The following is a 20515-nucleotide window of genomic DNA, read 5'->3' on the forward strand; positions in this document are numbered from 1 at the left end:
GATGCGACCTTGTCCATTTTTCCTCAGTATAATATATTTACGTAAATTGTGCTGGTTTGTACAGAGGAGTAAAAGTAAATTTTAAACAATGGTTATTTATTTGAAACTGCTATACATAAGCAAAATCCTACTATTAACTGAATTAATCTGAAGTTTTAGCGAATCAGTAGTATATTTAATTACTAAATTCCATATCAAATTTTATTCATCAATGTAATATAGACCTCAGAAATTACACGTAGACTATAGAAAAATAAGCTTTAGCTTCTCTGGAAAATTCTGAAAGCCTTCATACATATGTTTTTGGTGTCAACTTTACAGGAATTGCAGACTGTTGTCCTTGAGTTGCTTGTACTGATTTTTCAAATTAAACAAATGTGTGAAGCGCTCAAAAATGACCCACGCTTTATTGGTCAACCACGGCGGTTCTATACGAGTACAGGCTCCACCAACGCGTAGCGTGTCCGTATGCCCTGCGGGCACGCTACGCGAACAGGACTCAGCGCAGTACCCTTCAGGCGATCGCGACAGTCAATTACATTTACATCAATCTGTCAAGGCGGTCAAATAATTTGGCAATCGACACATGTACATTAACTAATTATTTGTCAATTTAACAAAATATTGTCACAATTTGTGTAAATGACTGAAACCCTGCTGTAACAAAGGTTATGGCAGGTTTTTAATTATTAAACTTCTCACAACCACCGTTAAACGTGATTAACAAATTAGATGTCTAATCCCTGTAATTTAACAATTTAAGTGTCACTTTGCAGAATAAGGAAAATTACTGAGTTTTAAAAAAATTAACAAATTAAATGCCATTCTATAGATAAAATAAACACACATGTTGCAATTAAACAAAATTGTTTATGCAGGACGCTCATTCTTTTAAAACACCTGCAAACTCAAATAGCAATCTCACCGAAGCAAATGTCATTGTGTCGGAACTTTCGGATGAGGCGAAGTTGAAGATGGAGGTGATTAAGAAGTTGTCTTTGAGGGAGGCGATCGCACAACATACGCTCAACGGCTCAAGGAAGCAGCAGAAAAACTTGGCAAATCAGTGCGAACAGTGCGGCGACTGATTGATAAATGGGAAAAGGAGGGACTAATTGGGCTAACGCAAATTGAACGAAATGACAAAGGAAAGCATCGAGTGGATGAAAACTGGCAAGAGTTCATCTTAAAGACTTACAAAGAAGGCAATAAGGGTAGTAAAAGAATAACTCGCCAGCAGGTATTCATCCGAGTTAGGGCGAGAGCAGATGAACTAGGGGTTAAGCCTCCTTCTCATATGACTGTGTACCGCATTCTTCAACCAGAGATAGATAAACAGGAAAAAGCTAAAAGTATTCGCAGCCCCGGTTGGCGTGGCTCACGTTTATCAGTTAAAACCCGTGATGGGAAAGATTTACAAGTAGAATATAGTAACCAAGTTTGGCAATGTGACCATACCCGTGTTGATGTTTTGTTAGTAGATCAACATGGTGAAATTCTCGGTCGTCCTTGGCTAACAACAGTAATAGATAGTTATTCTCGCTGTATCATAGGTATTAATTTAGGCTATGATGCACCGAGTTCCCAGATTGTTGCTCTAGCTTTGCGTCATGGAATTTTGCCCAAGAACTATGGATCAGAATATGGACTCCATGAAGAATGGGGTACTTATGGTTTGCCAGAACACTTCTATACAGATGGTGGAAAAGATTTTCGTTCAAACCATTTGCAACAAATAGCAGTGCAATTGGGGTTTGTTTGTCATTTGCGCGTTAGCGAAGCTCCTCCGAAGGAGGCTCGCCCCAGTGAAGGGGGTATTGTCGAGCGTCCTTTTAAGACATTTAACACCGAATTATTCTCAACTTTGCCAGGATATACAGGGTCAAATGTGCAAGAACGACCAGAAGATGCAGAGAAGGAAGCTTGCTTGACTTTACGGCAGCTAGAGCAAAGGCTGGTAGCTTACATCGTCAATAACTATAACCAAAGAATTGATGCTCGTATGGGTGAGCAAACTAGATTTCAGCGTTGGGAATCTGCTTTGATAGTAGCACCTGATGCCATCTCAGAAAGAGATTTGGATATCTGCTTAATGAAGCAAACACGCAGAATGATTCAAAGAGGAGGCTACTTACAATTTGAAAACTTGATGTACAGAGGCGAATATTTAGCAGGTTACGCAGGGGAAAGCGTTGTCCTACGATATGACCCCAGAGATATCACTACTGTTTTGGTTTATAGTCACAAGGGTTATAAAGAAGAATTTCTAGCTCGTGCTTATGCTCAAGATTTGGAGACTGAGGAATTGTCTGTGGATGAAGCAAAAGCTATGAGTCGCAGGATTCGGCAAGCAGGTAAGGCTATTAGCAATCGTTCTATTTTGGCAGAGGTGCGCGATCGCGCGGAGCGCAGTGCCAAAGGCAATCGCGAAACCTTCGTTCCTCAAAAGAAAACCAAAAAGGAACGCCAAAAGGCAGAACAGACCATAGTTCAAAAGGCTAAACAACCATTAACAGTTGAACCAGAAGAAGAAATTGAAGTGGCATCTGTTGACAGTCAGGCAGAATACCAGATGCCGGAAGTCTTTGATTACGAACAAATGCGCGAAGATTACGGGTGGTAGAAAATGACTTCAAAACAAGCTCAAGCAGTTGCTCAACAGTTGGGTGACATTCCGGTAAATGATGAAAAATTACAAACAGAAATTCAACGATTGAACCGGAAGAGTTTTATTCCTCTGGAACAAGTGCAAATTCTCCATGATTGGTTAGACGGGAAGCGGCAATCAAAACAATCTGGTCGTGTTTTGGGAGAGTCAAGAACGGGTAAAACAATGGGCTGTGATGCCTACCGACTCAGGCATAAGCCCAAACAAGAAGCGGGAAAACCCCCAACTGTGCCTGTTGCTTATATCCAAATACCTCAAGAGTGCAGTGCTAAGGAGTTATTTGCAGCAATTATTGAGCATTTGAAGTATCAGATGACTAAGGGAACGGTAGCAGAGATTAGAGATAGAACGCTACGGGTTCTCAAAGGATGTGGGGTGGAAATGCTGATTATTGATGAGGCTGACCGCTTAAAACCCAAGACTTTTGCTGAGGTGCGGGATATTTTTGACAAGTTGGAAATTGCGGTGATTTTGGTGGGTACTGACAGATTAGACGCTGTAATCAAGCGAGATGAGCAAGTTTATAACCGTTTTCGTGCCTGTCATCGGTTTGGTAAGTTTTCTGGGGAAGATTTTAAGCGAACTGTGGAGATTTGGGAAAAACAAGTTTTAAAACTGCCAGTTGCTTCTAATCTTTCCAGTAAGACAATGCTGAAGACCTTGGGTGAGGCAACAGGAGGCTACATTGGGTTGCTGGATATGATTCTCAGGGAGTCAGCAATCCGGGCATTAAAGAAAGGATTACCAAAGATTGATTTGGAAACCCTGAAGGAAGTAACGGTGGAGTATAAGTGATGGAACCTGGGGATATTAACCCTTGGTTGTTTCAGGTGGAACCATATCAGGGAGAAAGTCTAAGTCACTTTTTGGGACGCTTTCGACGGGCAAATGAATTAACGCCTGCTGGGTTAGGTAAGGCGGCAAGACTTGGGGGTGCGATCGCCGTAGGCGGGGCTTTGCCCATCGCCCGATGGGAAAAATTCCGGTTTAATCCCCCACCGTCTCGCCAGCAGTTAGAGGCATTGGCTAAAGTTGTGGGAGTTGATGCTGATAGGTTAGAGCAGATGTTGCCACCTACTGAAGTGGGGATGAAAATCGAGCCAATTCGGTTGTGCGCAGCTTGTTACACTGAGTCGCCTTGTCACAAAATTGAATGGCAGTTTAAGGTGACGCAGGAGTGCGCGAGCCATCATCTGCGACTACTGTCAGAATGTCCAAACTGTGGAGCAAGGTTTAAAGTTCCTGCGCTATGGGTGGATGGACATTGCGAGCGGTGTTTTCTGACGTTTGCACAGATGGCAAGTTATCAAAAGGCGATTTAACTAAACTTTTTGGTCTTCCTGCTCCAACGCCGGATTGAACATAATTGTGAAAGTCACGCTTGGGATGAGTCGGCGCAGAACTTGTATATGAGCTTCAGCGTCACTGCGGCGACGAAAACGAGTGACAATCTGGTGCTGCATATTAGGTAAAAGCTTGACTATACACCAAGGATTTAGCTTTTCAAGGTATGTCATAGAACCCTCCTGGTAATATTTGCAGTAATCTTTAAAAGACAAAAGCCAGCCTACTGTGAGAGTGGCTGGCAAAAAAATATCAGGATGATATTGAAATGTGCTGGCTTTTGAATTCCTACTTACCCCGCTCAAAGAAACAGAGCTGCTTCAAGAGTTCTTGAGGAATGTCATCGAAGTGTTCTAGCAGGAAGTCCATCAGGGCAAGATGGCGTAAATCAGAGGGCATAGGAGAGCGGTAGTTGCGACCTTTTGAGAACCAGCGCCGAACAGTTGAAAGTGAACGAGAGCAAATTTGGGCTAAAGCTTCTTGATTAACGTCCCATTTGGCATAAAATCTCTTGGGAGTCATTCCCAGTTGACAGTGGCTGTAAAAAGCGATTAAGTCTTGCTCTCGTGCTAGTAAAGGACGAGGTTTGGTCATAACACTGGCTCCATTTCCAGTGGTTCTAAATCCTCTTCCCAGGCGATATCTGCAACTATCCAAGCAGCACTGGGGCTGTATGAACTCAACCAAATCAGGTAGCACCACGTCCAGCAGCAGCGATGGGGAGCGAAGCTATAAAATCTGCCGATGACAATACCCCAGTCGGTGTCACTTTCAGATGAGCGCCAACGTAGCTTGTCACCGTACAGAAAGCGGGGTGTCTTTGCTACGTCGGGAAAGTTGGCTGGAAGATCAATAGACAAAGGTGGAAATTTCTGCTTTGTAAAGCTTGGGAGTATATCTTGGTTTCCTTGGCGGATAGCATTCAGATAATTAGCAATCAACTTACCGTTGATGCTGTCAGTCAACTGGGAAATCAGAATGGCGGCTAAGTTTTCTAGTTCTTGCTGCTGGGGTTGTATCCAAGCGCTATCGAAGTCAGCGTCAGAGTAGTTGCTAAGTTTTGCAAGTAGTTCTGTGATGCCGAAGTCATCTAAAGCTTGTTGATAGCCCTGGCAAACATCTGTTTTGTAGCAAACAGGTTTTAACATGGAATATGTCTCCTTGATGAGAGGAGCCAGAAGCCAGCGCGACAGCCCTGAGAAAGTTGAGCGCTGGCTTTTGACTTATAAGTGATTATACATAAGTATTATGTATTTTAGTGTGTTTTTATGTTATTTTGTTTGTTTAATACAAAAACACACAACAGAGCTTATGATAGTGATATGGGGAAAGTAACTGTAACTCTTTACATGGAAGAAGAAGACAAAGAAGCCCTGCAACTGTTGGCTGATGCAGAGGAGCGGTCTTTGTCTCAAATGGCGGTGTTAATTGTCAAACGAGCGATTAAAAAAGCACAGGATGAAGGAACAATTCCGCCGACTCAGGGAAAAGGGAAGTGAGGCGATCGCTTAGCGCGTCCACGAAAAAATTTACATCAATTTGCTTCTCTTATTAGCCCGGTAAGCTTGATGAGGATCACTTGGATTTCCCTGGCGAACATATTCAAGTTCGCCTGATGTAATTAGGGGATTCAAATACTTATTCCGCAGATAGACTTGATTACGCCTAAGGATTGTAGCTAGTTCTGACGAAGATAAGTCTTGCCATTGGCAAAGTTGAATAATTACAAAATTTACTTCTTGTGGTTTAGCTCGTTCCCCTAAACTCTCAACAGCTTGTCTTAAATCATCAGGCATCTGGTCTAAATAATTTAGATATAATTTATTATCTGTAGAGCTACCCGCTAGATAAGAGTCATCTTGAGATACTAACCCGCTAGATAAATCATTATCTGTAGGGTTACTCGCTAGATTAGAACTATCTTGTGCTGCTAAGTAGCTAGATAAATCTTTCTCAAGGATGTCTGAACTGAGGGTATAGTAAGTAGCTGAGCTTTTGCCTTTTTGTTCTAGCAACCCTAAACCGCGCAAGTGTCTGAGTTGCTGACTAGCTGTAAGGGTATCAACACGATTGATAGAACGGTATATTAAGTTACTGATTCCACCAACTTCTCGCGCAACAATTAATGCTCTAGCGTGATCATTGCTCAGGTTACACTGCTTAAATTGTGCCAACCACTGCACATCTTCTTGACTCAGAAGATGATGAACGAGGAGTTTAACAGTAAAGCTATCTCTCTCGGGGCTAGACTCAAAAAGTGGTATCGTCAGATTTGCCTTATGCATTTCATCAATCATGACGCGGATGCCTGTACCTTTTGTCTCTGCAATACCCACGTCATGTAAAACAGCAGCTATCTTTTCGTTACGGGCAATAGAACCTGGTTCTCCAAGGGAGTCAAAGGGTTTGAGAGAATGACCAGGGTTACGAATTTCAAGGCGATTAGAAAATCTTATTATCTGTACTGGTTGACGTATCCGATAGTTACGATGCATTAAGGCGTTGACTATTGCTTCACGAATTACCGTGCGGGGAATCACTGGTACTTCGCGGCGGTAAATACCGTTATCTCCTTCGGCGTTCTTTTGCAGCAGTCCTTCGTAAATTTCGCCTTTAACGTCGATATCTAACCCAATCCAAGTTTCGGAGTTAATGAGTTCTACCAGTCGTTTGAGTTTGGCGGGATCTTGTATTTTATTTTGAGATTTCCGGAAGATAACGCCCAAAAGTCCTTTTTCTTTCCCCAGATTTTCTAAAGTGTGGCGATATTGAATTTCTAAAGCATCGCCATCTTTTAAACGTAAGCTTTGCCAGTCGTATTCTTTAGGAATGCTGGAAGGTTTGCCCACAGGTGGAGGGAGTTGGGCTTGTTCGTCCACCATTTTTAAGAATACTAAATATGTGAGTTGTTCTACATAGTCGTTGTAGCTAACGCCATCATCGCGCAGGACGTTGCAGTAATTCCAGAGTTTTTGGACTATGGCAGAAGATTGGTTAGCCATTTAATTAAATTTGTATATAGAGTTTAACCGTCATTGCATTTTATTCGCTATGACTAACAGTTGAATCAAGAGGAGGAATTTGCTCGGCGGTTAATGTAACAACTTGACCATCTTGCCAAATGCTAATAGATTCCCCTAATTTGCGGTGTCTTTCAATAGCTTTAGCAATAGCGAGTTTAACACCTGCGTTGATTTGGCTAGATAATTTCTCAGGAATTGGCTTATTCATAGGTATTAGTAGTAATTTGGCTCCACAGTTGGGGTTGATAAATTATCGGCTCTTGATTGAAAGGGCGTTCAGCTATGATCTGCAAAATCCGATTAGAGTTATCGTAAACAATCCAGCGATCGCACAAGGGTAAGTATAATTCAATTAAGTTCTTTCTTCCGCGTTCGTAGCGACGGCGAATAGTATCTTCAGGGATGTTGTGACCGCCACTTTCTACCCGTCTGCGTACCCGTGCGATCGCTAATTCGGGACTTTGTAACCAAAAGTAAATTAAGTTGATAATATAACCTTTGATTTTACATTCTCTCAAGAATCGGGCGAAATTACGAGCCGCTAATGTAGTTTCAAAAGCAAAATCAGCTTCAGCATTCACCAGAGTTTCTAGCCTTTCTAACATTAATCGTCCGGCTTGACTGGCTACGGATTCCGGGTTAAAAGGAGAAAGTCCGGCTGCTATTTCATCGGCGTTGACATATTCAAATACTTCTAGGAAGTAGGGAAGGATTTGCAGGGCGGCGGTAGTTTTACCAGAACCGTTTGCACCGCCGATAATGTACAAGTTGGGCATTATTCTAATGGTAATGCTAATTGTGCAGGTGATTGGGGCTGAGATTTGGTCTTTTTCTTGGTTTTGGTTGTTACCTGTTTGGCTTTCTCAGCTTTGATGCGTTCTAGGAGTTTTTCGGCGGGTTCGTCGTTGGGGTCTTGGGGTACGAGTTTGCCTTCAAAGGCTTGTTTTAAGATGGTTTGGCGGAGTTTTTCAGCGCGTTTGAGGTTTGCGTTTATGGTTTTTTCAATTTGCTCTATGATAGATGTAATTCTTTCTATTTCGGTAACAATAGCTTTCTGTTCATTTATAGATGCAAGAGGAAATTCTAGCTCTGCAAATCTAGTTGATCCTAAATGAGCAATATTTGTAGTCCATCTAGCAATTTTTTGAAATCTACCATTGTGGAGATAAGCCAAAAACACATACAACGCAAACTCTGTGATTAACCCATCAGATGATTGAAAACGAACTAATGTATTTTGGAAACAGGCTCCTGGTACTTCATTCCTATATATTGCAGGTCTTCCTACTAATTCAAGACTCTGACCTTCATTTAAGAGAATATCACCATACTTAAGCTCATATATCTTAAACTCTTCTGGTGTAAAATTCATTTCTAAAATACTAGACGTATCAATTCTATTTTCAAAAACATTAGCTGGTCTCAGATATGGTCTCATGTGTTCACCAGTATGATGGCGTGGCGCTCTTTGCCGTCCTCCTTGAACACGACCTAATTGTTCTATTTTTGCCCAACACCAACCATCTGGTAACTCACATAAATCAGACGTATCTGGTGCGAACGCTTCCTTATATTTCAGCTTCCAACTGTCATCCTTGGGAGTTTTACCTTGTGCTTTCATCTTCGCCAGTTGTTCGGCTTCCCACTTCTCCCGTCGCTGCTTGAGCATGCGTTCAAGTAACACTGAGGCGGGTTCTAATTCTCCTTGATTCGCTTCCCGCCATTCTTTGGTTAAATTTCCTTCGACTGCGGCTTTTAGCACCGTCTGACGGTAGCGTTTTAATTTGGCTTTTACTTTTTTGAGTAACTCTACCCCTGCATCAAGTTGGGTAAATAGTTCCTCAATTTTGGCGACGATGCGATGTTGTTCAGCGAGTGGAGGAAGGGGAAATGGAAAAACACGAATTCTTTGAATTCCAAAAGCTGCTTGTGTTGTCGCTCTTCTTCCTTTTTGTAAGATAGCCTCTATAAACGGACTATCCATATATGTAAAAGCAAAGCTAGCATTTAAAAATGCATTATTTGGCTGTATTAGCACTACATTTGCAGACAGAGCGTAGTTAAATGGTTGGGTAAGTTTTGCTGGTTTTCCTAAAGTGCCTATCTTACCAAAAATAAAATCTCCATATTTTAGCTGATAGCGTTCTCTATGTTCTTCTAGAACTTTATAGGAAACCTTTCTTGCTTTCTCAAAATCGATTTTTCTGTTATTGATATCTCCCATTCCAACATAGGGAATACCTCCATCAACTTCTGGAGGAGTCCGATGGCTGGGTTGAGGGTCTACAACACTAGCTACCTGTTCTAGATTTACCCATATCCAACCTTTCGGCAACTCATACAAGTCCTCACCCATTACGCAGCTAACGCCTCATTCAACTCATCCAAAATATCCATTAAATCATTTCCAAACAACTGATAACCCTGAAACGCCTCCTGTGGCATTTCCTGTAAATCCTCTGGCTCAATCCTCAAACTGGTGGCAATATGCTCCTTAATCTTTTCCAACCACCCCACCTGCTGTGACGTAAACTCTTTTCCTGCTAACCACTGCTGAAACTTCTCCTCTACCGTCACCGAGTAGGGTTCTAACGTCTCCGTTTCCCCCATCGCAAAGCGTACCAGAGAAATGATATCTGTCAACAGCTTTTGCACCCCTGCACCCCTGACTTTATCCGCTTGCAACTGGGCGTATGCTTGCCACACTTTTTCTGGTGTCAGGTTGCACGGTGGACGTTCTAAGGCATTCGCTAACTGCTTTATCTGCTCGTAGGTTAACCGTCGCTGTCCGTAGGGCTGATTATAAAGGATTTGCAGAGCGGTAATTTCATCTTTCTTCGCCTCAAGACACTGGCGAAAAGTCTCCACTGTCCCCATTGCCTTATCCCTGGCTGTGGTATCAAATCCCGCTGCTAACACCACATCCTGACTAACTGTATCAATCAGCTGCTCATTATTACTTTTAATCTCTTTGAGCAAGTTACGAAACTGGGGATTATCAAACGGTTGACAAGCAAGGGTTATTAATACCTCTGCCGCTTGCTGCTGTTGTGTTTCCGTAGGCGTTGGGGTTTGAAACTGTTGAATCGCCTGTTCAATTTGCCTGTCTGGATCGACAGCATCGAGTAAGTCTCTGGTAATATCTTGAATAGATTTGCCCCCAGCAGCGGTTTTTAATTCAGTGCGTTCCTCTTGATTCAGTTGCTTCTCTAACCTTGCCAAGCGTCCCGCTAACGACATCAGCGTGTCTTCATCTCGCTGATCCAACGCCACTGCTTGCACTAATTTATCAAAAGGTACACTGCGTTTACGCTCTAAAGGTCGAGAATCTGTTTTATCCGACTCGCACACCCCCACCGCATCCACAATCACGAATTGTTCTTTAACTTGAGCATCCGGTGTCACTCCCTGAAAATCTGTGGGATTAATTGTGCGGGTTCCCCGTCCTTTCATCTGCTCAAAATAAATCCGCGATTTCACATCCCGCATAAATACCAGACATTCCAGAGGTTTGATATCCGTCCCCGTGGAAATCATATCGACGGTGACAGCAATGCGGGGGTTATAGGAGTTGCGGAAACTGGCGATTAAATCTTCTGTCTTTTCCCCTGTGGTGCGATAGGTAATTTTTTTACAAAACTCATTGCCTTTGCCAAATTCTTGGCGCACAATTCGCACAATATCTTCAGCGTGGGAGTCATCTTTGGCAAAAATCAGGGTTTTGGGAACTTCGGTTCTGCCAGGGAATATCTCGGTGAATAATCGCTGTTTCAAGGTGCGAATCACCGTGCGAATTTGGTCAATTGCGACGACAGAACGATCCAACTCCCTCCCCACATAGCTTAAATCTTCATCCAACTGCTGCCAACGTATCGCACGAGTTTGGCGATCGCGTCTATCAATATAAAATCCTGATTGGATGTTGCTACCCTGTTCTGTAATCTGGGTGCGAATGCGATAAACCTCATACCCGACATTCACGCCATCTGCTACAGCCCGTTCGTGGGGATACTCCATCACCAAATTCTGATCAAAAAAGCCAAAGGTTTGCAGAGAAGGGGTTGCCGTCAGTCCGATAATGAAAGCATCAAAATATTCCAACACTTGCCGCCACACATTGTAAATCGAGCGGTGACATTCATCAGTGATAATGAAATCAAAAGTTTCAATGGGAATTTTCGGGTTATAAACCACATCCTTGGGTTGCTGGTTTTCCTCTTCCCCATCGAACTGTGATGCTTCCTCACTTTCCGCCTCAAATTCAGCTTCTCCCCGCAACATAGAATAAAGACGCTGAATCGTCGTGATACACACCTTATTAACTGGATCGATGGTGTTGGAAGTTAACAACTGCACGTTATAGAGTTCAGTGAACTTGCGCCCATCATCAGGGGTAAGATACTGCTGAAACTCCTTCTGGGTTTGCTGTCCCAAATTCTTCCGATCCACCAAAAACAAAACCCGTTTCGCCCCAGCTAACTTAATCAGCCAGTAGATAAAACTCACAGCGGTGTAAGTTTTGCCTACACCCGTCGCCATCTGAATCAACGCTCTCGGGCGATTTTCTTTGAGAGAATTAAATAACCCGGCGATCGCTTCTTTTTGACAATCTCGCAAATCTTCTGTTTCAATTGTGGGTAACAGTTGCAAAAGTCCTCTGAGGGTGTCAGACTTGCCTAACCATTGGTGTAGTATTTCCGGTTTGTGGAAAGTAAACACCCGCCTTGAGCGATAATTGGGATCACGGGAGTCTCGAAAAAATGTTTCTGTCCCTGTGCTTTCGTAGTTGAAGGGTAAAGGTTTCTGGTAACAGGGGAGACTTTTGGGTAAGTTAAACGAATATTTATCCGATTGTATTTCAACACCGCTGAGAGCAAACCCCGCAGGCTTCGCTTCGATGATTCCAACAGCTTTGCGATTGATGAAGAGTAAGTAATCAGCATAACCAGATTTCAGGGGATATTCCCGCACCGCAATTCCCAAAGAAGCGCCCAAGTTAACTTGCTTGTAGTCTTGGACAATCCAACCTGCGGCGGTGAGTAATTGGTCAATCTTTTGCCTTGCCTGTTCTTCTGGTTTCATTACTGAGTTTTTATACTCTTACCCGATATTTAAGCGTCACCAAGACTCTTCAATCACATCCATTTCAGTATAGCTACACTATGAGCAAGGCAATTGTATTTGTATCAAAAGAAACTTTACCAGTGAAGGCAGCTGTTCAAGTAGTATTCTTTAGTATCTTGAGGAGTTTAGTGTGATTTTTCCAAACCCGAACCTTGCCAAACTTGTAAACTTTAGCAATAAATGGTGCTTGATTACTTTGAGCAAAGTTCTCCATTTGCTCCAATGCTTGGGCAAAGATACTTGCCATCTCTTCTCCAGTCACATTTCCCAAAGATAATACAAAAACTTTCGCATCCGAGCTAGCGATCGCCACTTGCTCCAAAATATTTCGACCAATTGCATCATCTTTGGTGAGAATTAACCAACCTCTTTGACTAACTTCAGGGAGCCATTCAGTATCTGGTGAATCCGGTGAAAAGTGGTCTTCATGAATTTCTACCTTTGCACCTGCATTACGTAGTGCATCTGCTACATATTTTTTTCCCAAGGCTCAATCAATAAAAAAAGTCGGCTTCTCTGCTTTTATCACGCTGCTTGGGACAAAGATAATTCACACCGAATAGCTTCTTCAACTTGCAGGCGATCGCAGGCGTAATCATCTGCTAAATTATCAATCGATTCTCCCGCTTTATATCTTTCTGCCAAAAGAGCCGTCGGAATTCCCGTACCCACCAAGACTGGACGACCAAATGATATTCTGGGGTCAATCACCAAAGTCTTGGGAGATTCTTGTTCCATCAAATTTTCATTCAGTCTAGTAAACGGGAAAAGCTTGTTCGCTACACCAGTTTCATCTAGTTCAATTCGCTTGAGTAAATGCTTTAGAACTTCACGCATTGCCAGTTGACCGTCCTGGGAAGCACTAATTAACTTTCCCACCGATTCAACAAACAAATCAACCCCATCTGTTTGGAACTCAATCCGAGCGAGAGGATGAGGTACATTGAATTGACGGTCAACATAATCTAAGGCTGTACGAACTTTGTCTAAGCGAATTTGATGATCCTTACGAATAACTCGTAGTATATGAGCCTCTACCAAATTAGTAAATGAAAGCTGTGGTATCTCTGGATTTGGAAGCTCAATGAGTGGTTGAAAAAAGCGCTTACCTTCTGCTGTAGGGTAAAACCGACCATGAAGCCACGAACGTAATGTCCCCACCGGAATCAGCAAATAACGTGCTGCTTCAGCAATGGAGTAAGTGGGGATATTCCGTAAATCTAGTTTTTCGTAAGCTGTGGTCATGCGTGCAAACGCTAATGATATCCCATGATTGATCATAACCAACAGCGTACATCTATGATCCGTGTCTGGCGAGCCGAGCGATCTAAAATGTAGTGGTAGTGGTGCGATCCCTCTTTTCTTAAGTCTAATAAGGAGTCGAATTGTTTGTTATTTAACATAAAAGTGATCATACCTCCTTAACTCTTGAGCTAGCGAATGCTTTGAATTTGACTCTTATGAATCCAGCCTCCACCACAAGCGCTTGTATAGTACCAATTATCTTTAGGTTCTGCATTAACTCGTATTGTTTGCTGGGAATCAATTTGGCATTTCACTCTTCCATTTGGAGAGATACGAACGTTTCAAGGTGGATCGAATATAGAAACATCGTGAACTAAATCCATCTAGAATGGGCAGACATTTAAAATAGCATTGTCTTCATCGTATTTCAATCCTAAATATGGATATGGTGGCGGATTTCCCACTGCTATTGCAGGAGGAATAAATGCTGAGAGTATATCCCTGTTTGAGGTTGCGTAATCTTTTACTTGCTCTCCTTTTTCCAAGGCTGTTCTGATTTCGCTATGACTTGACTGTTCATACCATCGCTTTTGCACACTGAAACCATAACTTCCTTTAGAGCGCTCTACCCAAAGCTTGTCAATTTTTTGGAGGTTTGAACAGAAATGTTGGAGATTTTTGATAGATGTTGTGTTAAGCTTATCTTCTTCTACCCCAGCAATATGGTACACGAGCTTAGTTGTTATCTTGTCTGCTTTCTCCCACCTTTCTTTTTCCAGTTGCTTCTCTAGTTCACTGTAATAGTATTTTGTTTCATCATTATGGAGTTTTTCTAAAGATTGATTTACCTTATTTTTGAGATTTGTATCGCTACCACTATTTGAGAGTAAAGATATAAGGTTAATATGAATGGCTTTGACACCTTCGTTTGAAATAATATTTAGTTTATTTATTTTATCAAATTGATTAATTTGATTTGAATCGATAAGATTGAATGCTTCCTTATAATATTCTTTTCCTTTATTTTTATCTTTTCTTTGAGACAAACTTCCTCTAGTTTTTTTGGCAAGGATAAGAATTTCTAATTTTTGCCTATCATTACTTGTTGTTTCTATACTACTATTGTTTAAATAATTCTCTGCTTTTTCTAAAGCCGCCTGTGCTTTTCTAAAATCTTTTTCCTGATTAGCCACAGCTAATGCCATATTTAGCAAAGCTAGCTTAAGATTATTGTCTAATGTTTTTAAAGGTTCACCTTCTTGTGAAAATTTTTCTTGATTCTCATCAAAATCATGTCTTTTTTGTTTTGGTATTTTGTCATCTTTAAGATTAACTAGTTCTTGACCAAGTTTGAGATATTCTTGACCTTTTTCAATTTCCTTTTTATAATGACTTGCCTTCTGTTCAAAATCATATGCCTTTTTTGCGAAGAATCCTGCAAATAATAAAGAGGAAATTATAACAAGAATACCGTTACGAATAAGCCGTTGAGTTTTCTTATTAGCTTCAGCTAGTAACTGAGCCCTTTGTTTTACTGCTTCGTTATCTCTTCTCTCTCTTTCCAATTGAGCTTCTTTTTCCTGAGCAGCTATTTCTTCTTCTATTTCCTTTTGTCTACTCGCTGCTAAAAACTGCCTATCCTGATAACTTAAACTTTTATCTTTTGACCATTCCAAAGCATCCTGTAATGCTTTTCCGCGCAACAGTCGGGAGTCATCAGTTCCCCCAGAAGCTACCCAAAACTTAAAATTCTCAGAATATGGACGTAAATTTCTTAATTGAGTTTCAATCCAATTTTGCTCAAAAATTTCTTTATAAATTGGGTTATAAACTCTTAACTTTTTATTTTGTTCCTAACGACTAATCCTGAAAGCTGTAATTCGCTTTGCTCTTGAGTATCATCTGCTGTAATTTCAGATTGCTCCTCTGAACACCGGATTTGCTGATACAATTCCAACAAATAAGATGCGCGTTGTTCATCCCGGAGAATTCTATCTCGAATCGTTCGCAGATGTTCTGGTTCATCTTGGGATTCCCAATTTTCAATGATGCGCGATCGCACAACCTGTTCAACAGTCCGGGAATTTTCTTTCTCCGACTCTTCCACCATAAACTGACACAGCTTTTGCGTCAGAAACGGTTGTCCTCCCGTCCAGTGTAAGATTTCTTTCATCACTGCTTGAGAATCACAAAACTTTCCGTGCAACCCCTTCTCTAACGGTTCGACTTCGTGCAGTTGAAATCCTTTGAGAGAGATAGCTTTCCCAATATTAAACGGGGTGCGCTTCTTATCTGAAATCAAATTGCTTGGTGATGCGACTCCCAACAAACAAAAGCTGAGGCGATTATATTCAGGATTATCAACACGCTGATTGTAACAGGCACGGATAAATGCAAAGAAGTCGTCTGTGGGGAAATTGAGGCTGAGAACACTATCAATCTCATCAATAAAAATGACAATATTTTCTTTAATCTCAGCAAGCAGTATCTCTTCAAGAAACTTCCGAAATCGCGGCAAAGTGAGTTTAATTGATTCTTGTACCACCAATCCCCAAATTCTACATCCAATTCAAAACAATCAATCAGCGTATCAATCAAATCTGCATACCATTGTTCTGGTGGAACATTTTGAATACTCCAGCAGAAAGGTCAATAGCTGCACATTCTACGCCAGACTCTCGTAATCGGCGCATGGTTCGGACTCGCAAGCTGGACTTTCCACTTTGTCTGGAGTTCAGCACATAACAAAATTTCCCTTCTTGAGTGCTTCATACAATTCGCTATCAGCTTCTCGCGTGACGTATGTGGTGACTTCTTCAGGCAAGGTACCGGAAAAGTAATATTCGGTCTTTGGTTCCTCAACCATAGCTTACCCCAAACGCGCTAAGAAGTACTGACGATATAAATCGCAACTGGGAACGCAATCATTACGAATAATTTTCACTAACCCCAGACTGTGCAGCTTAAATGTAATTTTCGGATTAAGTTGCACAGGTTCATTTGCCATCACCACTTTTTTATAAGCTTCTTCTAACTGAGAATTATCTTGTAAACATTCCATAGTTGCTCTCTCAGATGGTCGCTAAAAATTCCTTCTTCGGTTGGCGCAAGTCTCAAAAGTTGCTCTAGAGTTATTTGCTGACTTTTGAGATTCTCCAACGTCTCTTGTACCAAATATGGATGTCCTCCTAGCAATCCCATTAGTTGATTTAAAGCATCTTCTCCCAACTGTCCATCTAATTCATACTGCTTGGCAAGAGTTCTTACCTGAGAAAGGTTAAATTCAGGTAATTCAATGGCTAATCCAACATTAAACGGTGAATGATTGGTATCCAAAGATGGATAAGTTTCAGTCGAATTAACGACCACTAACCTAATTTTTTTCCAAACATTACCCATTTTGTCTCCTTGTTTGGCAGTTTCATACCAACTCCGTAGAAGTAAGCAAAATTCGGAGAAAATGTTTTCACATTTAAACAGCCGTTCAAAATTATCTATGGCAAGAACAACAGGACTATCAATTACTAATAATAAATATTTTTGAAAGTAGCGAGTACAGCTTTTATTCAGTCCGGTACTATCTTGCCAGTATTCATCCAACTTAGCCTCCAGTTCCAAACTGTCAGAAACATTAACACACAACCACTGCAAGAAGGTCTTTAAGTCAGCAATGGTAGAACTATCAGCTAGTTTCAAATCTAATTTCGCTGTTTGATAACCCTGCTGTCTCGCATAGTCGAGCAATTTCTCCAACAGCAATGTTTTTCCCATCTTCTGCGGTGCTTTAAGACGAATCAGCGCACCAGGTTGCAAAATCGCATCAAAGCATTTTTCTTCAATCGGTGGTCGTTCAATATATATGATTTATCGATTCTGCTGACGAATTTCCAGATGATTCCTTTGGGGAAAAGTTGAGCGAGAAATTATTCTTAGGGATAAGTTGAGGTATTAACTCTTGTGCTAAACCTGCCATGCGAATCACACTACAACCAAGTTTATAAGCAAACTCATAATTATGATCTGCTCCGATAGCATCATAAAAACCCACAGCAAATTCAATTGCTGCTTTATCTCCAATTGCCTGACTCATACCCATCACATAATTAATGTGTTGTGCGATCGCCCTTGCCTGATACTCTGAATAACAAGCATTAAGGACAACACACTCTACTTGGTGAGCGAATAGTTGAAACAATCCCGCCAAAGCTTCTGCATCAACTAACTTTATTTGACCCGTTTCATCTTCAAATACCAATCCATCTTCTCCAGAACCATGTCCAGAAAAGTGAATTATATGTGGTTCGTACTCCAGAATAGCTCTGTGTATATCTCTGTATTGTACTGCTTCTGCTCTATCTATTGAATAATCATCACGCTTCTTTGCTCGTTTCAATCCCTCCTTAATTTCGCGCATCTCCTCACCCAGGCGAAGCTGACTGGTACCCTTAGGATTGGCTGATAACAGAAGGATCTTTCGAGCTTGATTATTAGTACTCATTAGAAACGTGCATTTTTATAGATTGATACCGCAGTTCCTCAAAATTATGTCAGATTAAACAGCCAACTTATTCATCAACTGCTGATAAATCACGTCTAGCCACACCGGAATCACAGGTTTACCTTCATCTAGAGATGCGATCGCCTGTTTTCGGTCATACGCTACAAGAGAAAGCGATCGCTTATGCCCGTTCAAAAGTAGCATCCACCGACTACCTTTACCAGAGTCAAATAACTCCGGTTCCTTGTCTTTCAATGTTTTTAGCGTAGTACTGGCAATATCAAAACTCAATCCCATCGACAAAAAATATAACATTGCTGCCAGTTCCATTAAATTTGGCTTTGAGTAATAAATACTACGTCCTGTTCCCGTCTCACCAATAACAGGAACAACGACACCCTTTTCACGCCAGTACTGGAGCTGACGGAGGGTGCAACCTGTGATTTCAGCCGCTTGTTTACTCGTAAAAAACGTTTCTTGCATGAAATCATTGTAGGCACAGCAATTAATTGCACAATTATGTTATTATTAAACATATGTGTTAGTAAACGTATGAGCCAGATTACTATTCAGTGTCCTTTAGTAGCAACTGAATCTACCCGCCAACAGCTATGGAAGCTAATGGCAGAGAAAAACACGCCACTGATTAACGAACTGTTGCTCAAGGTGGCTCAACACCCAGAGTTTGAGACTTGGCGACAAAAGGGTAAACACCCGACTGGTATTGTCAAAGAATTGTGCCAACCTTTGAAAACTGACCCTCGTTTCATCAGTCAACCAGCACGGTTTTATGCAAGTGCGTTAGCGAAGCTCCTCTGAAAGAGGCTCGCGACAGTCAATTACATTTACAAATCTTGGTTTGCGTTGATGAAGCGATACCTTCGGCAAAGCTTCGCTAACGCAGTACCAACTCGAAGGGAAAACTCGCTGGCTAGAAATACTCAGAAGTGATGAACAATTGGTAGAAGCCAGTGGTGTGACTTTAGACAGCCTTCGTATAAAAGCTAATGAAATCTTGGCTCAATTTAGTCCACAGTCTGCTCCAGTGCAAGCTAAGCAGAAAAAAGGTAACACAGGCAAAAAGACCAGAAAATCTCAAAATTCAGACAATAATCGCAGTTTATCTGCAACTTTATTTCAGGCTTACCGCGATACAGAAGACAACTTAACTCGTTGCGCTATTAGTTTTTTGCTCAAAAATGGCTGCAAAGTTAGTGATAAAGAAGAAGACCCTGAAAAATTTGCTCAACGTCGCCGCAAGATTGAAATTCAGATTGAACGCAAAAGAGAACAGCTAGAAGCTCGAATTCCCAAAGGTCGAGATTTAACTGATACCAAGTGGTTAGAAACTCTCTTCGTAGCTACTCATCAAGTTCCTAACAGTGAAGCACAAGCAAAATCTTGGCAAGACAGTCTTTTAAGGCAATCACGTTCTGTGCCATTTCCAGTTGCTTACGAAACCAACGAAGACATGACTTGGTTTAAAAACCACAAAGGGCGTATCTGTGTAAAATTCAATGGATTGAGCGAGCATACATTTGAAGTTTACTGCGACCAACGTTATCTGCACTGGTTTCAACGCTTTCTAGAAGACCAACAAATTAAGCATGAAAGTAAAAACCAACACTCTAGCAGCTTATTCACTCTCCGTAGCGGACGCATTGCTTGGCTCGAAGGGGAAGGTAAAGGCGATCGCGGTAGCGCGGCGACAGACGCACCTTGGAACATTCACCGCTTGACTCTCTACTGTTCTCTAGATACCCGCCTCTGGACAGATGAAGGAACAGAACTGGTTAGACAAGAAAAAGCAGAAGAAATTGCCAAAACTATCACCAAAACAAAAGAGAAAGGCGACCTAAATGAGAAACAGCTAGCCCATATAAAGCGAAAAAACTCTACGCTAGCCAGAATTAACAACCCTTTCCCTCGTCCCAGCAAACCTTTACACAAAGGTCAATCTCACGTTCTTGTAGGTGTAAGCCTCGGTTTAGAGAAACCTGCAACAGTAGCCGTAGTCGATGCCACAACAGGTAAAGTCCTTACCTACCGCAGTATTAAACAGCTATTAGGTGACAATTACAAACTTTTAAACCGACAGCAAAAGCAAAAGCGTTCTTTATCCCACCAACGCCAAATCGCCCAACAGCTTGCCGCACCAAACCAATTTGGCGACTCAGAATTAGGACAGTATATCGATAGATTATTGGCTAAAGAAATTGTGGCGATCGCCCAAACTTACTCGGCTGGCAGTATTGTCCTTCCTAAGTTGGGCGATATGCGCGAGCAAGTTAATAGCGAAATTCAGGCAAAAGCAGAGGAAAAATGCCCTGAATCTATCGAAGCTCAGAAAAAGTATGCCAAACAGTATCGCCGCAGCATAAATCAGTGGAGCTATGGCAGACTAATTGAGAACATAGAAAGTCAAGCCGCAAAAGCTGGAATTGCGATAGAGGAAAGTAAACAACCTATCCGAGGAAGTCCGCAAGAGATAAAGCCAAAGAACTAGCATTTACTGCTTACAAATCTCGCAAAATCATCTGCACCTATCGTTAATGTTGGTGGTGGTTTGTAAACAAAAAAAAATGTTAATGTTATCATCATCGTATACCTTTT

25 protein-coding genes are annotated in these 20515 nt (G+C 41.6%); 8 read left to right on the forward strand and 17 right to left on the reverse strand.

Features of this window, described 5'->3' with window-relative positions; all coding sequences use genetic code 11:
- The first annotated feature begins 394 nt into the window (after window positions 1-394).
- From V5G28_RS01495 to V5G28_RS01515, 5 genes are all read left to right on the forward strand, one after another.
- Window positions 395-571 (forward strand): hypothetical protein, encoded by a 177-nt coding sequence (locus tag V5G28_RS01495; RefSeq protein WP_332992361.1) that lies wholly within the window; start codon window positions 395-397, stop codon window positions 569-571.
- A 301-nt stretch (window positions 572-872) separates the two neighbouring features.
- Complete coding sequence (locus tag V5G28_RS01500) at window positions 873-1088, forward strand: hypothetical protein (protein ID WP_336229443.1); 216 nt, start codon at window positions 873-875, stop codon at window positions 1086-1088.
- Complete coding sequence (locus V5G28_RS01505; protein ID WP_336229445.1) at window positions 1067-2623, forward strand: Mu transposase C-terminal domain-containing protein; 1557 nt, start codon at window positions 1067-1069, stop codon at window positions 2621-2623. Before V5G28_RS01500 ends, V5G28_RS01505 begins: the two co-directional genes overlap by 22 nt.
- 3 nt (window positions 2624-2626) lie before the next feature.
- On the forward strand, window positions 2627-3463 hold the full coding sequence (locus V5G28_RS01510; protein WP_332992367.1) for a TniB family NTP-binding protein: 837 nt from the start codon (window positions 2627-2629) through the stop codon (window positions 3461-3463).
- A complete protein-coding gene (locus tag V5G28_RS01515) occupies window positions 3463-3990 on the forward strand; it encodes a TniQ family protein (RefSeq protein ID WP_332992369.1) in 528 nt (175 codons plus the stop codon). The genes V5G28_RS01510 and V5G28_RS01515 overlap by 1 nt, the downstream gene beginning before the upstream one ends.
- Here V5G28_RS01515 and V5G28_RS01520 read toward each other — a convergent pair whose 3' ends face one another.
- The 3 genes from V5G28_RS01520 to V5G28_RS01530 all read right to left on the reverse strand — a co-directional run bounded on the left by V5G28_RS01520 (window position 3991) and on the right by V5G28_RS01530 (window position 5160).
- Entirely contained in the window at window positions 3991-4185 is a 195-nt protein-coding gene (locus V5G28_RS01520) for a hypothetical protein (RefSeq protein ID WP_332992371.1), read from the reverse strand.
- Window positions 4186-4300: 115 nt separating this feature from the next.
- Window positions 4301-4606 (reverse strand): helix-turn-helix domain-containing protein, encoded by a 306-nt coding sequence (locus V5G28_RS01525; protein WP_332992372.1) that lies wholly within the window; start codon window positions 4604-4606, stop codon window positions 4301-4303.
- On the reverse strand, window positions 4603-5160 hold the full coding sequence (locus tag V5G28_RS01530; protein ID WP_332992374.1) for a hypothetical protein: 558 nt from the start codon (window positions 5158-5160) through the stop codon (window positions 4603-4605). Before V5G28_RS01530 ends, V5G28_RS01525 begins: the two co-directional genes overlap by 4 nt.
- 174 nt (window positions 5161-5334) lie before the next feature.
- Here V5G28_RS01530 and V5G28_RS01535 point away from each other — a divergent pair, with 174 nt between their 5' ends.
- Entirely contained in the window at window positions 5335-5511 is a 177-nt protein-coding gene (locus V5G28_RS01535; RefSeq protein ID WP_096570897.1) for a ribbon-helix-helix domain-containing protein, read from the forward strand.
- 30 nt (window positions 5512-5541) lie between these two features.
- Here the strand turns inward: V5G28_RS01535 and V5G28_RS01540 are convergent, their stop codons facing one another.
- From V5G28_RS01540 to V5G28_RS01605, 14 genes are all read right to left on the reverse strand, one after another.
- Window positions 5542-7014, reverse strand: a complete 1473-nt coding sequence (locus V5G28_RS01540) for an ATP-binding protein (RefSeq protein ID WP_332992377.1) — start codon at window positions 7012-7014, stop codon at window positions 5542-5544.
- A gap of 40 nt (window positions 7015-7054) precedes the next feature.
- The gene (locus V5G28_RS01545) at window positions 7055-7243 is read right to left on the reverse strand and encodes a hypothetical protein (protein ID WP_332992379.1); all 189 of its coding nucleotides are present in this window, start codon (window positions 7241-7243) and stop codon (window positions 7055-7057) included.
- Window positions 7236-7811 (reverse strand): zeta toxin family protein, encoded by a 576-nt coding sequence (locus V5G28_RS01550; RefSeq protein WP_332992381.1) that lies wholly within the window; start codon window positions 7809-7811, stop codon window positions 7236-7238. The genes V5G28_RS01545 and V5G28_RS01550 overlap by 8 nt, the downstream gene beginning before the upstream one ends.
- Window positions 7811-9391 carry a restriction endonuclease subunit S gene (locus tag V5G28_RS01555; protein WP_332992383.1) on the reverse strand — a complete coding sequence of 527 codons (1581 nt, stop codon included), beginning with the start codon at window positions 9389-9391 and terminating at the stop codon, window positions 7811-7813. Before V5G28_RS01555 ends, V5G28_RS01550 begins: the two co-directional genes overlap by 1 nt.
- Window positions 9391-12117 carry a type I restriction endonuclease subunit R gene (locus V5G28_RS01560; RefSeq protein ID WP_332992385.1) on the reverse strand — a complete coding sequence of 909 codons (2727 nt, stop codon included), beginning with the start codon at window positions 12115-12117 and terminating at the stop codon, window positions 9391-9393. Before V5G28_RS01560 ends, V5G28_RS01555 begins: the two co-directional genes overlap by 1 nt.
- Before the next feature lie 136 nt (window positions 12118-12253).
- Complete coding sequence (locus V5G28_RS01565) at window positions 12254-12646, reverse strand: hypothetical protein (RefSeq protein ID WP_332992387.1); 393 nt, start codon at window positions 12644-12646, stop codon at window positions 12254-12256.
- Window positions 12647-12684: 38 nt separating this feature from the next.
- A complete protein-coding gene (locus tag V5G28_RS01570) occupies window positions 12685-13404 on the reverse strand; it encodes a DUF433 domain-containing protein (protein WP_332992389.1) in 720 nt (239 codons plus the stop codon).
- A 383-nt stretch (window positions 13405-13787) separates the two neighbouring features.
- Window positions 13788-15107: a GUN4 domain-containing protein gene (locus V5G28_RS01575; RefSeq protein ID WP_336229449.1), complete on the reverse strand. Its 1320-nt coding sequence runs from the start codon at window positions 15105-15107 to the stop codon at window positions 13788-13790.
- A gap of 131 nt (window positions 15108-15238) precedes the next feature.
- Complete coding sequence (locus tag V5G28_RS01580) at window positions 15239-15949, reverse strand: AAA-like domain-containing protein (protein WP_336229451.1); 711 nt, start codon at window positions 15947-15949, stop codon at window positions 15239-15241.
- Between the two features lie 189 nt (window positions 15950-16138).
- Window positions 16139-16270 carry a hypothetical protein gene (locus tag V5G28_RS01585; RefSeq protein ID WP_336229452.1) on the reverse strand — a complete coding sequence of 44 codons (132 nt, stop codon included), beginning with the start codon at window positions 16268-16270 and terminating at the stop codon, window positions 16139-16141.
- A gap of 3 nt (window positions 16271-16273) precedes the next feature.
- Window positions 16274-16465: an AAA-like domain-containing protein gene (locus V5G28_RS01590; protein WP_336229454.1), complete on the reverse strand. Its 192-nt coding sequence runs from the start codon at window positions 16463-16465 to the stop codon at window positions 16274-16276.
- Window positions 16435-17217, reverse strand: coding sequence for an AAA-like domain-containing protein (locus tag V5G28_RS01595; protein WP_336229455.1), 783 nt, complete (start codon window positions 17215-17217; stop codon window positions 16435-16437). The genes V5G28_RS01590 and V5G28_RS01595 overlap by 31 nt, the downstream gene beginning before the upstream one ends.
- 37 nt (window positions 17218-17254) lie before the next feature.
- Window positions 17255-17902, reverse strand: coding sequence for a CHAT domain-containing protein (locus V5G28_RS01600; RefSeq protein ID WP_336229457.1), 648 nt, complete (start codon window positions 17900-17902; stop codon window positions 17255-17257).
- A gap of 54 nt (window positions 17903-17956) precedes the next feature.
- The gene (locus V5G28_RS01605; RefSeq protein ID WP_332992403.1) at window positions 17957-18385 is read right to left on the reverse strand and encodes a MerR family transcriptional regulator; all 429 of its coding nucleotides are present in this window, start codon (window positions 18383-18385) and stop codon (window positions 17957-17959) included.
- Window positions 18386-18454: 69 nt separating this feature from the next.
- Here V5G28_RS01605 and V5G28_RS36545 point away from each other — a divergent pair, with 69 nt between their 5' ends.
- Both V5G28_RS36545 and cas12k read left to right on the forward strand, forming a co-directional pair.
- Window positions 18455-18721 carry a hypothetical protein gene (locus tag V5G28_RS36545; protein ID WP_442994195.1) on the forward strand — a complete coding sequence of 89 codons (267 nt, stop codon included), beginning with the start codon at window positions 18455-18457 and terminating at the stop codon, window positions 18719-18721.
- Window positions 18722-18860: 139 nt separating this feature from the next.
- Entirely contained in the window at window positions 18861-20408 is a 1548-nt protein-coding gene (cas12k, locus tag V5G28_RS01610) for a type V CRISPR-associated protein Cas12k (RefSeq protein ID WP_442994196.1), read from the forward strand.
- The last annotated feature ends 107 nt before the right edge of the window (window positions 20409-20515 follow it).

It is taken from the genome of Scytonema sp. PRP1 (assembly GCF_036697665.2).
Lineage (GTDB): Bacteria > Cyanobacteriota > Cyanobacteriia > Cyanobacteriales > Nostocaceae > Kalymmatonema > Kalymmatonema gypsitolerans.